Here is a 22,382-nt window from a genome sequence, read left to right as displayed (position 1 = left end):
AAAGCACGCGGAACGATCCGTTTCCCTTTTCGGGGTTGGCTATTTACCGGGTAAATGACTTGCCATAATGGGCAAAATTTGCTAGACTAACTGGTACGAAACGCAGTACGTACAAGTGAGGTGATCTCCATGTCAAAAGATAAGGCCGGAACCAAAACAATTGCCCAAAACCGAAAAGCGCGCCACGATTACCACATCGAGCAAGTATACGAGGCAGGCATTGAGCTGACCGGTACGGAGATCAAGTCCGTGCGTGCGGCACGTGTCCAGCTCAAGGACAGCTTCGCCCGTGTACAGAATGGCGAGTTGCTTCTGTACAATGTGCACATCAGTCCGTACGAGCAGGGAAATCGCTTTAACCATGAGCCAGAGCGGACACGCAAGCTGCTGATGCGCCGATTGGAAATCCTCAAGCTCAATGGTCTGATTCGCGAAAGAGGGTACTCGCTGGTCCCGCTCAGCATTTATTTGAAGGGCGGCTGGGCCAAGGTCGAGCTCGCACTTGTCAAAGGGAAAAAGAACTACGACAAGCGCGAAGACCTCAAGAAAAAAGAGTCTGCGCGAGATATTGAGCGCGCTCTGCGCGAACGCCAAAAGGGCTGATTGGATTGCACTGGCAGGCTTGGCAGCAATCAACGTTGAGTTTTGGTTGTCGCCTGTGCTATATTTAATAAGCAACAAAAAGCCAATACACTATTAGTTACAATACAGTCTAGGTGTGGATTTAATGGCTCTTCACTTAGACTTTTTCTTACCTACCTGGGGGCGTTCTGGATTCGACGGGGATGGTAGAGCATGAGAAGCGAGCCGGGGGGCTGCGGACCTCGTCAACAACGCGGAACGCCATTAACTGGCAACAAACAACTTTCTCTCGCTGCTTAATAACCAGTGAGGCGCTACCATTCCATCGCCCATGTGGCATGACTAGCGCTCAACTTTAGTGGGATACGCCGGAGGCTTCCGCCTGGAGCCGAAGGAAGAAGATCAATCAGGCTAGGTAACGGGTCAGCGCGTCACTCCGCGAATCCGGTACCGAAATTTAAATGAGTGACTGCGCTCGGAGATGCTCATGTATCGCTGTTTTCGGACGGGGGTTCGAATCCCCCCGCCTCCACCAAAAATTCAATACATAAATCGTCTGTTTCTCTATAAAGAAATAGGCGTTTTTTCTTTTTTTGCAGGATTTCTTGGAAATCAGTTGAAAGTAATGAATTAATCTATTCATTCTGATATCTTAGGGGAAATTAAATGATACATGCTAAGATTCATGAGCTAAAAAAGGTGTTCACTACCCATTATTCCATTTCCAGAAGTGTTAGCGAACCACATATAAAAGTATCACATAAATTACTACTTTTTTATGCCATTGAGTGTGGATTGAAGGTTTTACTACTAAAAAAAATTAGGGGAAATACCACAGAGGCTTTTATGCTACATAGTGACCTGAAAGATAAGTTAAATGGGAAAAATGGGCATAATATTAAATATATCCTCAATTATTTGGGTTATGGTCACTTTTTTCTCCCTAATCTTACATGCTTAAATGGGGATGCGGCATCACCTTCTGAATATAACCAAGTTTGGCGTTATGGTATTGAGGTAGATTATGAAAAAGAGAAAAAAATAATTCAAGAGTTGTTGGATATTGTTGATTGGATAAATAGGAGGATTTAATAATGGATCTTTTCTATACCTGGTACGATGTTGAAAGGAAATTTAAGTTACAGAATTGGAATGATAAATGGAAGAGTGTAGATGTATATAATGATGAGATAGTAATTAATACTTGTAATCAATTTTCTGAAGAAGATTATACCGTATCAGATAACACCTTGAAGGAAATGTTCGGTCATCACTATTCAAAAGAAGGCAGGTATATTCGATTAGATTTTGGCGATAAGGTTTTAAAAGTGACGCATGACTATTCTGAAGGTATTGTTTTCGCTGAAAACCAGTCGTTACCATTATTCAGAGATATAGCTAGGAGATTATCTGAACCCAAAGATCTAAAAGGTGTTCCTGTGATAGCGTTTCATTCTTATAAAGGTGGTGTAGGGCGTACTTTATCTTTACTTTCCACTGTAAAAGCTCTTAGTACTAAAAGAAACTCCGAAAAGAATCGTCAATATCGTCTATTAATTGTTGATAGTGATATTGAAGCTCCTGGACTGACTTGGTTAGCAGAAACACAAGGATTATTTAGTGACATGAGCTTGTTAGATGCTTTAGCACTGGTTCACGATAATAAAAATTGGGAAGAGGTACTACCATTTGTAGCAAAAAAGATAAAAGAAACTACACTTCGCTTACCTATTGAAAAACAGATAGTTGAACATTTTTTCTTGCCAGCTTATCGAGAAGTTCAACAAGTAATGCATATGCCAACTACGCCTGAAAATATAATAAAAATGAACGACAGGGAGTGGGTAATTTCAGATTTCTTTTCAGAACTTGGTAAGGAATTAGAGGTCGATGCAGTTCTAATAGATTTAAGAGCAGGCATTAGTGAGTTTTCTGCTCCTCTTTTATTTGATCCAAGAGTAAGAAAAATTTATGTTTCTTCTACTTCTCTTCAATCAAGACGCGGGTTACAAACAATCTTAAAACAAATTTATGCTAAACCGCTACATGAAAAGTATCCCAATCCTTCTGTACTAATATCTATGGTACCGGAAGAAGTAGATAATGATGATCGTATGAATATGGCTGATGAATTTCTTGAAGTCTTTAAAAGCAAGGATAAAGAGCAAGATATCGACAGACCTCTTGATCGCTTTGTAGAGTTTCTTTCATTTTCGTCTAATCTAGTTCATCTAGAGGGTTTTGATTCTATTGATGGAAAGCTTTCCAATTCAGAAATGTCTAAAAGTATAGAAGTCCTTGTTTCAGATTGGGTGGACATTAAAGCTAATTTTGAGAAAGAGAAAATTATTTCTGATAAGAAAAAAACACAGTTTTTAAGAAAGTTAGTCACTACAGCTACTGAGATGGAGCATGCTGAAACTAAGTTAATATCAAATTTTTTAACTACAATACCTTTAAAGAACATTACTCGTAAGTATCGCTATACTTCACCAATATCCGTTGTTTTAGGAGCAAAAGGATCTGGTAAGACTTTTGCATATTTACAATTACTACGTTCCGCAACTTGGGAAAATTTTGTGAATAAAGTAGAGGGTAATAATGATAATTTTAAAACTATAACTCATGTAGTACCTTTTATGAAACCCAAGAATCTTGCTGAAGAGTCAGTAAATGATATGGCTAAACATATGGAAGAATTGAATACTGAATTGGGCTTTAAATTGAATATAAGAAGTATGCTTAATTTAATTGACGAGATAGAATTATTTGAGCCAAAGACTGGTACAGAAGCAGAATGGAAAATGTTTTGGAGAAAGAAAATTATTAAGTTTACGGGTCTACCCTTTGAAAGGTTTGAAGAGTTACAAGAATACTTAGAACAAGCAAATAAAAGAGTCTTATTTGTAGCGGATGGTCTTGAAGAATTATTTTTGAACGTAACCAACTCTTCAAAAGAACGGACTGCTGTTAGAGCTTTGTGTCAGGGAATTATTAATGAACTAAGATCTATACCAGATGGGCGAATTGGGTTAATATTGCTTTTACGCAGGGATGTTGCAATTAACTCTGTGGAACAGAATTGGACACAGTTTTATTCTCAATATTCTTCGTTTGAATTAAAATGGACTAATGTAGAAGCATTGAGATTAGCTTTGTGGCTAAGTTGTGAAGTAGACAGTTCATTTTGTACATCTCAGATACCAATAGAGAACTTAACTGGAGAAGCCCTTGAAGAAAAACTATACCCTTTGTGGGGAGTTAAATTAGGAAGGAAGGATTCAAAAGAAGCTTATTCAGCTAACTGGATTATTGCTGTTTTATCTGACTTGAATGAACAATTACAAGCCCGTGATATAATAAGGTTTTTAAGATATGCAGCTATTGAAAGTACTAACACGACTCCTTTAAACGACCGTTATTTATCCCCATCAGGAATACGTAATGCTATTAAGCCATGCTCTGAACAAAAAATAAAAGAGATAGAGCAAGAAATGCCACTAGTCCAAAAAATATTTTCAAAATTACAGACTAAAGTTCCTGACCAGAAACAAGTACCTTTCCAGTTAGAAGAATTCGGCTTATCTAACGAGGAAGCAAGATTTTTAGAACAACAGGGATACCTTGTGAAAATTGAGACAGGTTATTACATGCCAGAAATTATTAGAAGAGGCCTCGGATTTAATCTACAGAGTGGTGCAAGGCCAAAAGTTTTTGCGCTATTAAAGCGAGCACAACGTAGAAAATAAACTAATGTTACAGCCTTCTTAATCCCGCAGGCTGTAACATTTTCTTTATTATAGTCTTATCTTTTAAAGGAATGGATGTAAAAGGACATGACCGAATGTACTCGGCCTCCGTTTTAATCATTAATATCCCCCTTATGTGGGGGGAAGTATAAAGAGTTATAATTGCGAAAGTACCGTATTTAAGAAAAGACGAAAGCCACAGTCATTGATTCAAGGGGTCCATTTCGCTGCATGGAAATGATTATGCTACATAGATTAGATCAGATTCTGTAAAAATGCTGGAAGTGAATACTAATCTAATTCTTCTTTGTGGTTGTACGATCACATAAAAATTGACAACTGAGTATCACTATTCTTCCTACATGGGCATGACTAGCGCTCAACTTTAGTGGGATACGCCGGAGGCTTCCGCCTGGAGCCGAAGGAAGAAGATCAATCAGGCTAGGTAACGGGTCATCGCGTCACTCCGCGAATCCGGTACCGAAATTTAAATGAGTGACTGCGCTCGGAGATGCTCATGTATCGCTGTTTTCGGACGGGGGTTCGAATCCCCCCGCCTCCACCAAAATACATAAAGTGAAGCCACCTGAATAGGTGGCTTTTTTTATTTATAAATAAAAACTTCTTATTTTCCAATACATTTTTTCTAAATTCTCAATGAATATTCCAAATAACATAGACTGTACGAACTGCATTTTGTTTGCAGGGTCGAATCCATTAAGTGCTATATTCAACCTCTTTAAATTCCTCGTAAACAGTCTAAAAGTAAGAAATAGAAGAATAGAGAAAAAGCTTCCTAACTTTGAAACCTCTTTAAAGTCACTTAATACTTAATATAACTTCTTTCGTTTTACTCTCTTTTTGCTGCCATTGCTTAAGTGTTTCAAACGAATAGTCGGTCAGATCTGGTATGGTTATCTTTAATGCTGTATCATTCTCCCAATTTAACGAAAGTATTGGGATACTAAAATCTGTAGATGTCAACTTATTGACAATATCGCTAGTGTCATTAAGCTCGGCTAGCGTTAAGGATTCTGTGTTTATGACCATTACACTATTTCGGATAACATCTGTACCTTCATTTTTCCCAAGTAAGATTGCGAGATTCTTTTCATTTGGAGAAAAAGCATGATCAGAGAAGATGCTTCCAGAGTGCAAAGGGACGGATTTCATCTCATCATTTTTAATCTGAACGAATGTATGGTTGCAAAGCTTTGTACCACAACTGTATTGAAAATCACTGTATATAATCCCGGAATTTGAGGTGAAGGCTGTAGCCTTTATTCGTTTTATCTCGGTTTCTCGATCACTTTGATCGAATTGTTCAAGGTATTTATTAATGGAGTCAACCTTTTGAATCGGGATTGAGTATTCTTTTGAATCTAATGAAAAAGTTAATCGTTCTGCTTCTTTCTGCACGTTTTGGACCTGGGTACCATTGGAGTTAGAAGAAAGAATGAGTGAAGAATCACCACAACCGACTGTAAGCACAGTCATGGATAAAGCAAAAATGAAACAAAATATTTTTTTCATATTTTTCTCCTTATAGGTTGTATTATTTATGTTTTTTTCTCTTTTATATATGACAAATCAAAAGGAGGAATTAAACATGGCAATTTCAAAATCGCTCAAGAAAAAATTGTTAAAAAGTACAGGCTTCTTTGAAGGGAGCGACGGGTTCTCTAACCTTGCAGGGAACTTTGATGGCATGGGCTTATCTTTTGGTATTATTCAGTACAACTTTGGTAAAGGGACTTTGCAGCCGGTCTTGAAAGACTATATCCGGGATAACGAATCAGAATTTAAAAGTATTTTTGGTACCAGTAAGGCAGCTACATTGAAGAAAGTTGTCTTTGACTACAGCAAGAATCAACAGGTAAGCTGGGGCGATAGCATTACTGAGTCCCGAAAATCTGGTAAGGTTAAAGCCGAATGGCGTGAACCATTTCAAGAAATGGGAACAAAATCTAAGATGCAAGATATTCAGGTCGAGCATGCACAAGATTACTTTGATCGGGCAGAATCACTGGCAAACAAATTTGGAATCATAAGCACTCAAGGGCTTGCATTTCTTTTCGATCACGTAGTGCAATCTTGGAACTTTGAAGGCTCCCATTCTAAAATCGAGCGAGAGATTGATGATTTGGCCCTTGAATATCAAAAGAACGAGAGCGGAGCAAGGTTGCCTGATGAAGACCGTCTAAGTGTACTTCTTGATTATGTAAGATCAGGTGATGAAACTGACCGTCGTCGTGCTATTAAAAACGGAAGTGGAAAAGTGCATGGCAAACAATATGACGTAGATGATTATGGCCTATCGTATGACGATGAGTTCTAGAAAAATCCAGGGTTAATCCCTGGATTTTTTGTCATAATTAATTTACGTTACATTTTATCTCTGCTCATGTGCGAGGACCACTTGCAAGTGTCTTTACCAACTTTATTTTTATATTTTAAACCAAATTATACCAATTGTATTGCGAGATACAACAATGAAAGTAAGCAAAATAAAGTTTACTATTGCATGATCCTCTTCTGTTCGCCCAAACAACATACGTACACTTCTTGTTTGGTTGTGTTTGAGAAAGAGGCAATTACCGAAACAACGGGAGCTTACTTACAAATAAAGCAGGATGGAAAGTTTGTTGCTATGCCAATCCTTGATAAGGCGAATTTGAATGTTCTAATACATTAAAGGGTTTAGCTGTGGAGGATTATGCTGTAACTGTTATTTAGTGGAAGGAAGTAACAGGCAGGCTGGCTTTTTTTCGTTTAAGGGGGAAGATTTGCTATTCCTTGCGGTTTGGAAAGTGCGATATTGCAATCGTATGTTATATTACGACAGTTGAAACGAAAAACTGCGCATTGAGACTAGAAGATACAACAGACTCGCAAAGTAGATGATCGATAAAGCCCACACATGACCCTTACCCTAATTTGGGGATGCAGGCTCTTTCTCTTATGCTAAACTAAAAGAATACTTCCAAAAAGCAAAGGAGCACCCTCATGTCCTCCACTCTACGTAACCTACTAACCATGCTCCTCCTCGGAGCCGCAGGTGGCTTAACGATCTTCTTCCTAGACATAGAACCTACCCTAATCGTATGGATCACCTTTTTCTTGATCGCGTTCGTCCTTCTCATTGGCAAAGACCTGTACATTTTTAAATTCAGCACCAACATGAATACAGTTGAACGCTACGTCAAACATTCAAAACAACCTTACTATCGTTTCTTGTACGCCTATCTGCACGACAACGAAGAGGAAGCCGAGAAGGAACTAGCAAAAATCACATCCGATAAGCTTCGCGCCTACATCACCGTAGTGGTAGAACTCCATCGCGGCAACTATGATTTAGTAGAAAAAGCACTCAGCAAGTTTGATTCAATCGAGCATCGACACTATTACTCCGCACATTTAGCACTACTTAAAAACAACGAAGATACCTACAACCAACAACGATCCGCGATCAAAAGCCGTATCTACCAGTTGTTACTCGATGCTGAAGTGGCCTATCATCAAGGAAACATGGCAGAAGCAGAACATTACGGTCAACGGGCTATTGCCGAATCCAAGGGCGTACAAAAGTATTTGCTGATCAAGACACTGGAAAAAAGCAAACGCAGTCTGCATCGGAACTCTTACTTCTAGGTCACTTTCCTAATTGTTTCTGATTCCTGGAGGGAAAGCCGTGTCTGACGAATAACGATCTACAAAAAGGACTGTCCCGATTCAACGATCGAGATAGTCCTTCTTTGCGCTACCACTTCAACGCTCATGTGACGTGACGAAGCAAGCCTATTTCTTCAATATAACCCACTCTACAATAACAAAATTAAGAACGAGACCAGCCCAAATGTTTACATTCAATACCTCACCAATAACGGTTTCCATACCATGCGGAAGAGAAAAACCGTGTAGTACAAAATACAGAAGGAGTAATACAGGCACCAACAGACGCGCGCTTACGGCAACTAATGTCATTCCAAAACTGCGGATCATCCATTTTCGGTGTTCCTCATATTGCTTGTTGATGGCGGTACGGTACCCTTTCCAGCAAGTGAACAGCCAAGCCAAGGATAAGAGCAGGAAGCTTGTTGCCTTCATGAAATTTTCTGCATAAAAGATACTCGCTAAAGAGAGGAGTCCACTAATAAACACACTGTACACATAAATCCTTCCAAGAAAACGATGTATTCTTGGTTTCTTCAAGCGAATTCGGTCGACAAACTGGAAAAAACCAGTGAGAAGGGCAATGAAAGCAGACACGATATGAGCAACTAATATAGGATATTGAACAGTGCCGGGAATAATCGTTATGCGACTGTTTGCAGGATCGAATGTTAAATAGGGAGCCATGAATGGAACGATAACCACTAGCGATACAAGAAATAACGCCCACCAAATTTTAGGGAGCTTCATGCTTCGTTCCCCCTTAAATGATAAGCATGTTTTACGGTGGTAAGAGATCCCCAGAAGAGAAACAAGGCAATGACCGGGTGAAGAGCAGAGTGGATTCCTAAGTTGGAGGAATAAATAACGGTAAGGAACTGTGCAACGATCATGAGGTATAATCCGAGACAAATCCAACGAAGATGTACGGGCAACTTTCCAAGGAAAGAAAGAACCAACATGCCGACAGGTAGCAGTGCAAAATATTGAGCCAAGGTTCTATGCATTCCCCAATGAGGGGGAAGGGGAATCTTCTCATTCATCTCAAGCATGTAAAAACCGCTCCCATCTGGATAAATTGTCTTACCCCCATCCTAAACGCAAGTTCAAAACAAACCATAAACGATTTCTAAAAAAAGGATAAAATCTGAATGTCATCGTGGTGTTCCGTAAGAATAAAGTTGTAGACTGTAAAATCAAGTATTAGACCGAAAAATAAAGTACTAGACTGAGAAATAAAGTGTTAGACTGGCGCCTGTTATTCAACTAACGGGCAGTTTTACGTTACCCTTGATTTGAGGAGTTCTTCAGTAGACATAGACTCTCCATCCAACAGCCGTTAAGTTAAGGCAGTTTAAGCTTCTTGTTTAAGAAAGCCCACTTTGATAGAATGCTTTTACATGATATCCAAACTATTACAACTTAGGAGAGTTAAGATGAAACGGTTTTTAGCCATTATCGTATCAGCATCTATCTTTATGTTTGGTGCACAAACAGCCGGATTGCTTGGAACAATAAGTAAAGTTTCAGCAGAAGAAAGTGTAGAAAAAAAGATAAAATCCCTGACCGTAAGTAGCAATAAAGTATCAATGATAAAAAATACGGTACAACAGCTTGATTTGAATGCTGTCTATACAGATAAAACGACTGAATTGGTAAATGATAAGGCAGTGTGGACAAGCAGCAAACCGAGAGTGGCAACTATTGAGAATGGAAAGATCGTAGCGATAGCACCGGGGACTGCAACCATAAAAGCTAAATACCAAAATAAATTGGCCACGTTAAGTGTAAAAGTCACAGAAACCAAGGAAATTAGCAAACTAGAAATATTGGATAGTAAAAGAATTGAGTTGGAAGAGTATAAACAACAGCAAGTGGAATTGAAAGTGTTTTATAAGGATGGAACTACAGAAATTGTCACTGATAAAGCAACTTGGACTCCATCATCGACCAAAATAGTTACTGTAGAAGCAGGTTTGATTTCCGCATTGAAACCTGGAACAGCAAGCGTAAGCGCGAGTTTCGGCGGAAAAACTGTCAAGATGTATGTAAAAGTCCAACTAAGCAAAGAGCCTTCCAAATTGGTACTTCGCCAGAAATCAATTGAAGTGCCGGTTGGCAAGAGCGAGTATGTATATGTAGAGGCAATATTTAATGACAAAAGGGTATCTGCCGTTTCAGCAGTAGCAGAGTGGACGCCAGAAGATAAAACGCTCTTCACTGTGTTCGAAGGGACGGTAACGGGAGTAAAAGAAGGAAGCACGAATGTTACGATATCTTATGGTGGAAGAAGTACTACGCTTACGGTCAGAGTAATTAACCTTGATGATGACGAAGTTGCTAAGGCTTTGGCAAAAATTAATGCAATCCATGTGCAAAATTGGCAAGATTCCAGAGAAGAAAGTGAACATATGATCGGCATTGAATTGATGAGGGAAGCGTTGAATTCACCTGCATTGTATCTTGATTTTCCTCAAGATTTTGAGCAACTATCGGAGGATATAAAATATTTCGTCTATAGGAAAATGATTGCAACGGTTGAGCAATTACCTTTTAAATCTAGGGAAGATGTTCAAAAGAGACTAGATGGTATAATCGTTGACGAAATTGCATTTGATATAATCAGAAAAGAAATGTTAAAGTACAATGATGATGCAACGATTACACCTGAAGTGGTCGCTGGAGAAGACATTACAGACAGGATCGTACAACTTAAGGATGGCATGATACCAAATAAAGAAGTATCTATCAGAGTGTCATGGGTATTTGGAGAAACTGGGCAAAAATATATAAGAATAACAAAAGATCATCGGCGTGCCATTCTACTGAAAACAAATGATACGGGAGAGACTGTACGAGCGGTTGTTCAAGTGTTTTTTGAGACAGGGGATGGGAAAAAGGAGCAAAGGGCTGCAACGTATCGCGATATGATTGTTAACATCGAACCTGTGCAACAGTAAAACATCATACATCCAGCCATATTATTTAAGTTATGGGGTTTCGATAGCTCAATAAACCAGGCCAGTCTAACACTTTATTTTTGTGTTTTGACTGGCCTTTTGTATGGAAGGATTGAATAGTCTAATACCTATTTTTCTAAGGTAAAGAGCTTTCTTAGACAGTAATAGCAACAAATCAACAACATCAGTCTAATACTTTATTTTCTCTGAACACGTGGGATATGTATACATAAAAAAACAAAGACCAACATAGGAAATATCGCCGGTCTTTGACTCATCATCAGCTATTAATTGGGCTCTAACACAAAGTAATAGGGTTTGGAGAGAAGATTGTGCAAGTGGTCGCGTACTTCCACGTTAGGCAATCGGTTTAATGCTTCGCTAATTTCTCGTTTCATGTCCGCGTATTGGCTCTCAAGCTGCTCTTCCGGGCCCTCTTTTTGTTTCTTCTCGTGAATGACTCTAGCTAAACGATTTGCGATCTGAAATAGCTCTTGATTGGTCTCACCGTAACCAGGTTCATTCGCGTTTGCCAAATAACCGCGCATTTCTGCCAAGCGAGACAGGGTATCACGCAAGTTCCATACTTGAATATTCTTTTCCCTTGTTTGCGAGCATATCTCATCGAACGGATTTTTTGATAACAAATCCTCTAATGTCCCCCATGAATCTGGTCGCATAGATTCTTCAAGTTTTTGCAGACAGTACGCATCAGGGGAGAGTAGCTCTACCACTTCACGAAACGCTGGAATCGAGTTTCGTTGATAGCTTTTGATTCCCCACAAGCTATGTACCTGCAATGCCGTAGCAAATGCCTTGCAGTGAGTATCGAGGTCTTCTAATCGTTCCTCATCTAGCTTATGACTAGCAAGAATCCTCGCTTTTACCTCATTATCAGGGATGTTCTCATTCGCTTCGCCTAATTGCATGTTTCTTTTAATGTAAGTACGAACCGTATCTTTTGGTATCGAATGGTCCTCTTGAGCACCAAGAATTCCAAAGCGATAAGAGATGAAATCCTCGAAACCTTTACTGCTTCCGAATCCATCATCGATGGCGTGCAAATCTGGTTGGACTTCCATCATTTCAGCGAGCACCTGCTCCTCAAGTCCGTAAATGCATGCTTCGATATGTGTCCAGTAGCTTCTACATTCGTCTACGCTCCCTAGTACACGTTGATAGACGTCATGGAAGAAGAGGATATGAGCAATTTCGTGGAAGTAATTTTGAAAAGGAAACTTGATGTGCGTTCCCTCCAAATACGATCCTGCATTTTGATAGATCCGTCCATGCTCGGGTCGGAATAACGTGGGTAGCGTCGAATGTAAATCTAAGTATAATCCAATGCCTTCATTGTAACTATGTGCCCAAACAGCTAAGTAGGTTGGGCTTAACAACAAAGCGATGGAGTGATTGGTAATTTGAACAGGCAGGTTGAAATAGCCGCCGTTTATTTGAGGCTGTAAGCTCAACCAGGTCATCCCAACTGCTAGAGCCTGGTATAAAGGAAATTCACCATCCGCAGATGCTTCTCTACAATAACGTTGAAATTGAAGAATCGTGCTTACCATTTCATCGCTCTTAAAACCATAGCTACTCTCGAATCGCTCAAGTCCCTCAATGAAATCCTCTGGTGATACCGTTAAAAATACGTTAATTCCATCCACCCAAAGATCGGAACCGATCTCTGATTCTAGCCATGTGTCTGGATCCTCGGCAAGTTCTCTCAACTGATGGTATCTTTCCAACAAAACCGCTTGGTTCATAATCTGCACCGTCCCGTCATGTTTGCTTACTGCCTGGAAAGCGAGAACCTTATGTAAAAAATTCAAGAGCACACGAGGTGCTCTTGAACGATCGATTACTTTTTACACGCAAGTGTCATAATGGGATGGAAAAGCAATTTCATTTCTTGAACGTTTTGATTGTTAGAAAGTTGTGCTTTCACTACCTTTTTCATGGGCAATTCCCTCCTTCCTACCTTTTATCATTTATGGAAATCATGTATGCTTTTTGACTCTCTTACAAGCAAACATCAACAACTACGCGCCATTTCAATGCTTTCATTTCTTGCACTTGTTTGTTCTTGTTTACTGCTACTTTTACGACCTTTTTCATGAGTGTACACCTCCTTTCTAGTAGAGTGGAATTAATAGGCTTGAATGTAATTATAAGGAATATTGCTAATTGATTTCAAGTTAAGAAAAATAAATATTTTCTGAAATATTTTTAAAGTCCTTGATGCTTTGGTTTCTAGGGAAGGTACTTCCAGATGCGATATGGGGGTACTTGTAGTAAACTGTATCAGGGATGTAAGCTTGCGAGCGGTACTTTGAAATATGGTGTGTTTGAAAAGAATGTTTATTTGGAGTATAGTATCAGAATGAATAAATGAGGGTTGGGTAAGCAGTCATCTGAACGAACATTTATGATTGAGAGATAGAGAACAATTAGGAGGATTATTGTGTCACAGAAAGCGCCAGTTTCTTTTGTCGTTACGATCGGATTCATGTTATTTGCTTTGTTTTTTGGAGCGGGTAATTTAATTTTTCCGCCAATGCTTGGCCAATTAGCAGGAACAAATGTATGGATAGCCAATGCAGGCTTTTTGGTTACAGGGGTTGGGTTGCCTTTACTAGCGATCACAGCCTTTGTTTTTTCGGGAGCAGACGACTTGCGCTCCTTGGCCAGTCGCGTGCATCCCGTATTCGGAATGGTATTCACGATTGTTCTGTATCTAGCAATCGGTCCGTTTTTTGCGATACCTAGATCCGGCAATGTATCGTTTGATATTGGGATAAAGCCTTTTCTATCAGAACAGGCAGGTCCGGCACCACTGATTCTGTTTACCATCCTGTTTTTTGCCATTGCCTGCTTCTTATCGCTCAATCCTATGAAAATTATCCATGTAGTCGGAAAAATCTTAACTCCGATTAAATTAACATTTATCGGAATTATTGCGATAACGGCTATTATCTATCCAATTGGAGCCCTTCAAGCCCCGCAAGCAGATTACACATCCCATGTATTTTTCAAGGGTTTTCAAGAAGGGTATCTGACCTTGGATGCGCTTGTAGCTTTTGTTTTTGGAATGATCATTGTGAATGCAATTAAAGAAAAAGGGGTTACTGCCAAAAAACGAGTTTTGGCTACGTGCGCAAAGGCAACAATGATAGCCGGTTTACTCCTCGCACTTTTTTATACCGCACTTTCCTTTATGGGTGCCTCTAGTGTAGAAAAGCTGGGCTACTTAGAAAATGGCGCTGAGGTTTTGGCAAAAGTCTCCAATTACTACTTTGGTTCTTATGGTGCCATTTTATTGGGATTAATGATTACAGTGGCATGTTTGACGACAAGTGTAGGGCTTATTACAGCTTGCTCTACTTTTTTTCATTCGTTGTTTCCAAAGATCTCTTACAAAAAATTTGCGGTTATTTTGTCTGTTTTCAGTACACTCGTTGCTAATATTGGATTAACGCAACTCATTAAGGTCTCCGTTCCGATCTTAATGACGATGTACCCGATTGCGATCTCGTTACTCTTCTTGACGTTTCTGCACAAAGCATTCAATGGGAGACCAGAAGTGTATCAAGGAAGTTTGTTTTTCACTTTTCTGATTAGTCTGTTTGATGGCTTGAAGGCTGCTGGAGTCGAAAATAGTTTTGTTTATCATTATTTTTCTCAGTACCTTCCCCTGTATGACGTTGGTTTGGGCTGGCTGTTGCCTTCTATTATAGGTGGGGTATGCGGATACATGATCAGTGTATTCCGAAAGAATATGTACCACGTTCAAAAACAAAAGGAAGCATGAAAATAACCTTTCATACAGACACATGCCACTTAGAAGATGCTTTCAATAGGGCAAACCCGTCTCTTCACATATAGGAGACGGGTTTTGTTTATGATGAGGGCGTTGAAAAAAATTTTGATTTTTCTGAAGTCTGCGGGTTTTCATTACCCATTTTATGGTATTCTGTTTTTTGCGACGGATGTCATATATATGGGGTGCATAGCGATGATGGGGCACACGACAAGGAAAGAACGGACGATATTTGTTCAGACTGGAAATAGGATCAAGACAGAAGATCGAGAGATTCGAATTCTTGCCAAGTATGAGGAACCGCTGGTTGTCGTGTTAGGAAATGTGCTTAGCGATAGCGAATGCGATGAGCTAATTGAACATTCCAGAGAACGATTGCAACGCTCAAAAATAGGCGAAGATCGTTCAGTCAATTCTATTCGAACGAGCAGCGGGGTGTTCTGCGAGCAGACGGAGACAATTACAAGGATTGAGAAGCGAATCTCTCAAATCATGAACATTCCGATTGAGCATGGTGATGGCTTGCAAGTTCTACGATATACTCCTGGCCAAGAATATAAACCTCATTATGATTTCTTTGCAGAAACAAGTCGCGCAAGTACGAACAATCGCATTAGTACGCTCGTGATGTATTTGAATGATGTGGAACAAGGCGGAGAAACGGTGTTCCCTTTGCTTCATTTATCTATTTTTCCCACTAAAGGTATGGCTGTCTACTTTGAATATTTTTATAGAAATCAAGAAGTAAACGAGCTTACTTTGCATGCAGGTGCACAAGTGATCCGTGGAGAAAAGTGGGTTGCAACAATGTGGATGAGAAGACAGAGCTTTCGGGTCTCCTAGATGATGATGGACGATGTGAAACTACCACCTGATAAAGGTGGCTTTTTTATGTCCCCAGGCCAAGGTCGGCTGCTTGAACTTTCTTGTATACTTGAAATGAATATTATCAAGTGTTAGACTATTTTTTATTTGTTGCATAATAGTTATATGCCAAATACAAGGGGGCATCCAATGCCTGTCTTACAAAAAAGAGCAAACCGCCCGAAAAGGATTAGCCTGGTGACACTTTTAACAGGACTAGTCTCCTTATCTGTTGTTCTGACCGTCACCATCCTCCTTATCTCATTCTATCAATCCAAAAAACAGGCACTGATTAACACGACGTTGACCCTAAATCACACAAGTGCACTCAAAATGAGTCACACCATAGACGCTTTGATAAAATCCATGCGGAGTAGCTTACAGTATTCGGCGAGCATCTTTTCCGATATGAATGGGATGGATGCCGATGAAATCCATGCGAAGATTGAATTGATACGTCGCACAAACAACTATTTTAATTCGATTATCGTGGTGGATGAAACCGGGCTTGTTCGAAGTGTGTCTCCCAAATCAATTGGTACTACAGGAACATATTTGAGAATGGAAGAAGGAAAAAAGATATTGGCACTAAAAAAGCCATATATTTCTGTTCCATATATTACTGCACATTCGAATCGTCTCATTTTGCTTATTAGCCAGCCTATTTTCGATAAGGACGGAATTTACCGTGGGTTTATCGGAGGAACGATTTATCTTCAAGAAGAGAACATTTTAAATACGATCCTTGGGAGCAACCCAACAGACGAACTAGGTTCATCTTTTTACATCGTGGGATCAAACGGTCATTTGTTGTTCAACCGTGATACAAAGCGGATTGGAGAGGATATCAGTGCCAATCCAGCCGTACGCAAGCTAATCCAAGGGATAAGTGGCTATGAACAAATCGTCAACTTGAGGGGACAGAAGGTATTAGCCGCGTACGTAAAGGTTCCAGCGAATGACTGGGGTGTCGTTGTCGTGTCACCTATCAGTGTTGTTCAAGAACAATTAAATCGTGATATTCAATCCGTTTTGTTGTATATGTTGCCTTCCTTTTTATTATTAATGCTGGTTGTGATCGGACTTGCGCGCAAAATAGCCAAACCCTTCGTATCTTTGGCCAATCTTGTGAGTAAGGCCGGGAGACAAGAGGTGGAACTCTCAGAGGGTAGCCAGCATTGGAATCGGGAGGCTGAGCTGTTATCTCGTGCCATTCGCTTTGCCTTAACCAATATCAAAAAGAAGACGGAGCAATTGGCCCATGACGCTCGAACAGATCCTTTGACAGGGCTAACGAACCGAAGAACGCTCGAGGAAACCATGCAAAAATGGATAGCGGAGCAAATCCCCTTTTCTATTATGATGATGGACCTTGATCGATTTAAAGCCATTAATGACACATATGGTCATCAGGCTGGAGATGAAGTGTTGAGGCATTTTGCGACAATTATTTCTTCCTCACTTCGGCCTGATGATGTCAGCTGCCGCTTTGGCGGTGAGGAATTTGTTGTCCTCGTTTCTCATGCTGGTTTGGAGGAGGCCTACCAGGTGGCCGAACGAATACGTCGTGCCCTAGAAACACGGACAAACCCAATCGGGCAGCCACTAACCGTGTCACAAGGCATCGCGCACTATCCTTCTCATGCTGTTTCTCCTGAAGGTCTGCTGCATGTAGCTGACGAGGCCATGTACAAGGCGAAGAGGGCGGGTAGGAACCAAACCATGATAGCGGAAGCGGAATAAAATCTATGTTAGGAGCGAAGAGGCGAGAGATCGCCTCTTTCTTCTTGGAAAAAATTTCACGTGTCAGGTGCTAAAATAGTAAATTTGCAGATATATTATCGCGCTCTTTACGTATGTATGTAATAAATGGATAATTAAGGAAAAATGTTGCTCAAAAATGTGAAGCACACGATTCTTGTATCTCACTTTGAAGAGGAGGGATTGGCATGGAGAATGTTGTCACATGGGAACAGTATGAGAGGGCACAACGCTTGCATCCCGCTAATTATTACGATGCAATATTCAATGTTTTTGTCAGGCCAAACTGGATCAGTGGGAATCAGTTCTGGTACGTCCGTGAACTACGTCTGGAAAAGGGTACTGGCAGGCAATATGTGATTGTGGATGCTGAACAGAATACGAGTCAGCCAGCATTCGATCACGAACGATTAGCTGTCTGTTTGTCAGGTAGTGCAGGCAAAACGTATAGCGCAGAAACATTGCCACTTGGGGAACTTATGTTTACCGAGAGTGGATCGGCATTCCAGTTTGAGATGGACGGTACGGCTTGGAAGTGTGATTTACAGGAATACAGCTGCAAGCCCATCGATCATTTTAAAAAGCCGTCGATGGATGAACTGCCGTCTCCAGATGGAAAATGGGTGGCGTTCGTTTATGATCACAACTTGTATGTTCGATCACTCGAAACCGGAAGGCGTATCAGGCTTACCTATGACGGCCAGGCTTACTATGATTATGGAACCCAACCTGAATGTAGGCTCTCGACCGTGGCGGAGCGATTGAAAGGCATTAAGCTTCCGCCAGTGGTGATTTGGTCACCCGATTCCAAGATGCTGCTGACCCATAGGCTTGACCAAAGAAAGGTGCGCGAGATGCATCTGATCCAATCTGTTCCAAAAGGGGACGGGGCCAGACCAGTACTGCACTCGTACCGTTATCCAATAGTTGGGGATCAACATGTACCATTGGCAGAGCTGGTCATCTGTCATCTGGAAAGGCGAACCACAGTCCGAATTGAAAGCGAGCCTTTACAGGCATGCCCAGTTTCCCCCCTCACTCCGGGGATGCAAATGGCCGGATGGTCATCCGACAGTAAACAGATCTATATCACCCGGATGTCCCGTGATGCCCGTTCTGTCGACTTTTCCGTAGCGGATGCTTGCACTGGTGAGGTTTGCACGTTACTGCGGGAACAAAGCGATACGTTTTTGAACCAAGACCTGCATAATCTCGGAGCATCTAATCCGAATATTCGATTATTGGCTGATGGCTCGTTCATCTGGCATTCAGAGCGTGATGGATGGAGTCACCTCTACCATTGCGATGGCAAAACGGGAGAGATTCGCAATCCGATCACATCGGGCCCCTGGACGGTACGTAGGCTGATGGCAGTGGACGAGCAGCAGGGATGGGTGTACATCACTGGAGGGGGGCTTGAGGAAGGACGCGATCCTTATTATCAACACTTGTATCGCGTTCGTCTGGATGGAACCGGTTTGTCGTTGCTAACGCCTGAAGATGCAGAGCATGATGTTGTGTTTTCTCCCACTATGAAGTATTTCGTCGATACGTTTTCGCGAGTTGATTTACCGCCAGTAACTGTTCTCCGCTCGGTAGATGGCAGCCTCATTCGAGAATTGGAGTACGCTGATGTGGAAATGCTGCTCGAGATGGGGTACCAATTTCCAGAAAGGATTACCGTCAAAGCACGAGACGGCGTGACCGATCTGTATGGGGTGATGCTGCGTCCATTCCCGTTTGATCCTTCCCGGAAGTATCCGGTTGTCGATTACATTTACGGGGGACCACAGATCATCATCACACCGAAAGCTTTCGCGCTCGATCCGGGCCGAAGCCATGACCCGCTGGGGGGTGGACAGTCATTAGCGCAGTTGGGCTTTATCGTAATGATCCTGGATGGAATGGGAACACCTTATCGTTCGAAAGCGTTCCATGACATCTCAGACAGAAAGCTGGAGGAAGCAGGAGGCTTGCTTGACCATGTGATAGCGGTAAGGCAATTGGCTGAGCGCTACCCGTATGTGGATGTTGACCGGGTAGGCATCTGGGGCTCGTCAGGAGGAGGCTACGCTTCGGCAAGGGCCATGCTCTCATTTCCTGACTGTTACAAGGTTGCTGTTTCCGTGTGTGGGAATCATGATCAACGGCTGTATATAGCAGCATGGGCAGAACGCTATCAAGGATTGTATGATCCGGACTTGTACAGAGATCAAGACAATGCTCGTCTAGCAGCGAATCTGGAAGGAAAGCTCTTGCTGGTGAGTGGCGATATGGATGATAATGTGCATCCTTCCCAAACGATTCGGATGGTGGATGCATTGGTTAAAGCCGATAAAGACTTTGACATGTTGATTTTGCCCAACCGACATCACGGATTTTCTATGGAGCCGTACTTTATCCGCAGAAAATGGGATTATTTTATACGGCACTTGATGAGAGCAGAACCGCCATGGGGAAATCAAATAGCCAACAAAAAGGCCAGTGATAAAGAGCCGATAGAAAAGTAGTGCGAGAAAAGAAGCCACCTGATGAAGGTGGCTTCTATGTTCTGTCACTATTTTACCTCGCGAAAACTTGCACTGACCTTTTGCAGTTCTTGCTTGAGGGACGCAAATCTTTTTTCTTCTGTCCAAGCCATGATTTGATGAAAATGTGTAGGCGTTTCGACTAGTGTCACAATATAAGCGACCTTAATGCCGTCTACTTCGCCTTTGGCATTGAATTGGATGGCCACCTGGTTGTCGACTACAGTACGAATCTGTTTATCAATGGATACATGATCGACTGCCTCTTGAAGGTTTGCTTCAATGACTTGGGCATATTCTTGAAGCGTGAATGAACTATCTACATCCTGTTTCGATTCTGACAGTACCAATAAATACTTTTCGCGAATACGATTGGAGATTTCGATATCAGCTTCATCGTGAAGGGATGAATCCTTGCTCCAATCCGAAGGGGCCGATATTTGAAACTGTTTATCCTTGCTATAGAAAATTTCTTCGGTAGGCGTTCTTGATGCGAAATTGATTATCCCCAAAATCATACCAATGATGGATAAAACGGCTACGATGGAAAAGACAATAGCGAGTACGGTTGTTTGCTTTTTGCTGACGTTGTTCAGATCCTTCACTTTCACGACGTATGTATTCGCTGCCAGGTCGCCTAACCGTTGCTTTTTGTCGGAAGCCAACACACTGATACCGGCTGGCAATCCGCCTAGAAGAAATACGTTTGTTTCGAATAGACGAATGAGGGAACGGATAAATGATTTCCATAACCCCGGTGGTCGACCTTCTGCATTAACAGCAATGATGCGGAACGTAAATTTTCCGATCGTATATCCGGTAAGTCCTTCTAACAGTACATAATAAGAACATAGGATAATCGCGGCTAAGATGAAGAAAAAGAGACTGTAGACGTCGTTGGTGATGGAAACCCCAAACGAGAGAAAGCCGGTTAGAAAACAAGCGAGAAGAATATAATCAAGAACATGGGCTCCCCATCTCATAAAAAAAATCGTCGCCCTGTCGTACGATTTCGATAAATCTCCCATGTTTTTGGGTGGTTCCTGCTGGGCAAGCGGAGAAAACTCTGTCGGTACCGATGATGATGGTGGTTGTTGCTCCAATTTTGTGCACCTCCTGAAGAAATGTAAACATATTACATTTAACCATTTTGAAAATTGTATTGTCAATTGTAGACGATTAGAATGGGAAAAGATAAGTAAGGCACGCGGCTATCCCATGCAGGGGAGAGGAGAATAGCATATGGAAATCCACCAAATACCCGAGCAATTGCCATTGATCAAACATTCCAAAGACCTTTGGGGTTCTTTTGCATATAGCAAATGTAAGGATGCCTATGGTTATGACAAAAACGGGCTGAAAAGATACGCGCTGATCGTTCAGCTTCAATACGATCAGACTGTGACAGAAGCAGACAAGGAGCTCCTGTACTATTTGATGAGCCAAGAGATTGAGATGCATAAGTTTCATCCGTATCAGGGATTACATGAATCGATGGACATCGTGGCTTACCTGTTGGCGAAGTATAAGGATGTTAGCCATATCCCACTGTTTGAGCAGGCAAAATTAAGCAATTTTGATACCTATTATGGTTTTGATACCGAGTATATCATTTCGGCTGGGATTGAAGAGGCGATCACATATATCGAAGAGAACGATCTGTGCCGAATCAGCTCTTTCTTTCAGGATAAGAAAGAGGAGCTGGCAACGATGTATTCGGCTGAACATATGGAGCGATGGTTTCAATCCAAGGCGAGGAATTACCCCGCCAATCCCGAGGATGAGTCCTTGATTACGTTAATGGACAGAGCCTGTGATTTCGGTAACATGGCAGAAGCCAGAAAATTACTGGAGAAGCTAGAGGAGCAGCTCGGCTCTGACAAAAAGAATTATTCTCTGCTGTATCATCAGGCAAAACAATTAGAAGAGTACGACAAGGCACTTCACTATCTCACACTAGATCTCCCGGAGCAGGAAGATTCGTTTGATAAAGTATTCCTTTGGTTAAAAATCGCCGAAATCCATTTGTTCAAACAGGATTGGGTCCAGGCTTTTGCGAGCGTCAAGCAGTGCGAACCAGAGCTCAAACTCTTTTCTTCCTGGAGGAGTGCCGGTTTGGGCAGAAGCTTGAGCGAGACCTTGTTGGATATCAGCTGGCAGGCAAAGGATAGCAACGAGGTTTTGGCTAGAGAAGCGTACCACTGGGCTGATCAGATGTTGAAAGCGACAAACAACTACAGCAAGAACGTTTTGAGAAAGGCGCACCAATGTGCCAAGGTGCTGCAACTCAAACGGCTTAAAAGGCTGTACAGTAAAAAGGTTGCGATAGAAGCCAGACGAATCAACAGAATGCTTAGATGACTTTCATAAAAAAAATACCCACCCAGGAGCGACTTTGCTGTATCTTTAATCTGAGCAATATTTCCTATCATTATATGATCCCATT

General features: G+C 41.4%; 16 protein-coding genes and 2 other RNA genes. 13 read left to right on the top strand and 5 right to left on the bottom strand.

What is annotated here, in order from left to right; translation table 11 throughout:
• Positions 1-129: 129 nt before the first annotated feature.
• The 5 genes from smpB (at position 130) to ssrA (HPY31_RS29315) (ending at position 4,896) form a co-directional block, all read left to right on the top strand.
• Positions 130-603, top strand: a complete 474-nt coding sequence (smpB, locus tag HPY31_RS20905) for an SsrA-binding protein SmpB (protein WP_016740379.1) — start codon at positions 130-132, stop codon at positions 601-603.
• Between the two features lie 158 nt (positions 604-761).
• Positions 762-1,117, top strand: a transfer-messenger RNA (tmRNA) gene (gene ssrA, locus HPY31_RS20900).
• Positions 1,118-1,248: 131 nt separating this feature from the next.
• Positions 1,249-1,674, top strand: coding sequence for a hypothetical protein (locus tag HPY31_RS20895; RefSeq protein ID WP_172142309.1), 426 nt, complete (start codon positions 1,249-1,251; stop codon positions 1,672-1,674).
• A 2-nt stretch (positions 1,675-1,676) separates the two neighbouring features.
• A complete protein-coding gene (locus HPY31_RS20890) occupies positions 1,677-4,331 on the top strand; it encodes a KGGVGR-motif variant AAA ATPase (protein WP_172142308.1) in 2,655 nt (884 codons plus the stop codon).
• 214 nt (positions 4,332-4,545) lie between these two features.
• Positions 4,546-4,896: a transfer-messenger RNA gene (gene ssrA, locus HPY31_RS29315) on the top strand.
• A gap of 254 nt (positions 4,897-5,150) precedes the next feature.
• Here the strand turns inward: ssrA (HPY31_RS29315) and HPY31_RS20885 are convergent.
• A complete protein-coding gene (locus HPY31_RS20885) occupies positions 5,151-5,864 on the bottom strand; it encodes a hypothetical protein (RefSeq protein ID WP_172142307.1) in 714 nt (237 codons plus the stop codon).
• A gap of 76 nt (positions 5,865-5,940) precedes the next feature.
• Here HPY31_RS20885 and HPY31_RS20880 point away from each other — a divergent pair, with 76 nt between their 5' ends.
• Both HPY31_RS20880 and HPY31_RS20875 read left to right on the top strand, forming a co-directional pair.
• Positions 5,941-6,669: a hypothetical protein gene (locus HPY31_RS20880; RefSeq protein ID WP_172142306.1), complete on the top strand. Its 729-nt coding sequence runs from the start codon at positions 5,941-5,943 to the stop codon at positions 6,667-6,669.
• A gap of 668 nt (positions 6,670-7,337) precedes the next feature.
• Positions 7,338-7,982 carry a hypothetical protein gene (locus HPY31_RS20875; protein WP_172142305.1) on the top strand — a complete coding sequence of 215 codons (645 nt, stop codon included), beginning with the start codon at positions 7,338-7,340 and terminating at the stop codon, positions 7,980-7,982.
• Between the two features lie 147 nt (positions 7,983-8,129).
• Here HPY31_RS20875 and HPY31_RS20870 read toward each other — a convergent pair whose 3' ends face one another.
• Entirely contained in the window at positions 8,130-8,753 is a 624-nt protein-coding gene (locus tag HPY31_RS20870) for a DUF2306 domain-containing protein (RefSeq protein ID WP_172142304.1), read from the bottom strand.
• Complete coding sequence (locus HPY31_RS20865; RefSeq protein WP_172142303.1) at positions 8,750-9,055, bottom strand: DUF6220 domain-containing protein; 306 nt, start codon at positions 9,053-9,055, stop codon at positions 8,750-8,752. Before HPY31_RS20865 ends, HPY31_RS20870 begins: the two co-directional genes overlap by 4 nt.
• 384 nt (positions 9,056-9,439) lie before the next feature.
• Here HPY31_RS20865 and HPY31_RS20860 point away from each other — a divergent pair, with 384 nt between their 5' ends.
• On the top strand, positions 9,440-10,963 hold the full coding sequence (locus HPY31_RS20860; RefSeq protein ID WP_172142302.1) for an Ig-like domain-containing protein: 1,524 nt from the start codon (positions 9,440-9,442) through the stop codon (positions 10,961-10,963).
• A 287-nt stretch (positions 10,964-11,250) separates the two neighbouring features.
• On the opposite strand, the gene HPY31_RS20855 is transcribed toward HPY31_RS20860, so the two are convergent.
• On the bottom strand, positions 11,251-12,801 hold the full coding sequence (locus tag HPY31_RS20855) for a hypothetical protein (RefSeq protein WP_172142301.1): 1,551 nt from the start codon (positions 12,799-12,801) through the stop codon (positions 11,251-11,253).
• Positions 12,802-13,427: 626 nt separating this feature from the next.
• On the opposite strand from HPY31_RS20855, the gene brnQ reads away from it, so the two are divergent.
• From brnQ to HPY31_RS20835, 4 genes are all read left to right on the top strand, one after another.
• Positions 13,428-14,774 (top strand): branched-chain amino acid transport system II carrier protein, encoded by a 1,347-nt coding sequence (gene brnQ, locus HPY31_RS20850; protein ID WP_172142300.1) that lies wholly within the window; start codon positions 13,428-13,430, stop codon positions 14,772-14,774.
• 204 nt (positions 14,775-14,978) lie between these two features.
• Entirely contained in the window at positions 14,979-15,626 is a 648-nt protein-coding gene (locus tag HPY31_RS20845; RefSeq protein ID WP_172142299.1) for a 2OG-Fe(II) oxygenase, read from the top strand.
• A 171-nt stretch (positions 15,627-15,797) separates the two neighbouring features.
• A complete protein-coding gene (locus HPY31_RS20840; RefSeq protein ID WP_172142298.1) occupies positions 15,798-17,390 on the top strand; it encodes a sensor domain-containing diguanylate cyclase in 1,593 nt (530 codons plus the stop codon).
• A gap of 206 nt (positions 17,391-17,596) precedes the next feature.
• On the top strand, positions 17,597-19,918 hold the full coding sequence (locus HPY31_RS20835) for a S9 family peptidase (protein WP_172142297.1): 2,322 nt from the start codon (positions 17,597-17,599) through the stop codon (positions 19,916-19,918).
• A gap of 47 nt (positions 19,919-19,965) precedes the next feature.
• On the opposite strand, the gene HPY31_RS20830 is transcribed toward HPY31_RS20835, so the two are convergent.
• Positions 19,966-21,039, bottom strand: a complete 1,074-nt coding sequence (locus HPY31_RS20830) for an RDD family protein (protein ID WP_172142296.1) — start codon at positions 21,037-21,039, stop codon at positions 19,966-19,968.
• Positions 21,040-21,178: 139 nt separating this feature from the next.
• Here HPY31_RS20830 and HPY31_RS20825 point away from each other — a divergent pair, with 139 nt between their 5' ends.
• Positions 21,179-22,297, top strand: a complete 1,119-nt coding sequence (locus tag HPY31_RS20825; RefSeq protein WP_172142295.1) for a hypothetical protein — start codon at positions 21,179-21,181, stop codon at positions 22,295-22,297.
• Positions 22,298-22,382 lie beyond the last annotated feature (85 nt).

The sequence above is a fragment of the Brevibacillus sp. HB1.3 genome (assembly GCF_013186635.1).
GTDB lineage: Bacteria > Bacillota > Bacilli > Brevibacillales > Brevibacillaceae > Brevibacillus > Brevibacillus brevis_D.
Note: the sequence above shows the minus strand (reverse complement) of the source record. Positions and strands in the feature narration are given on the sequence as shown.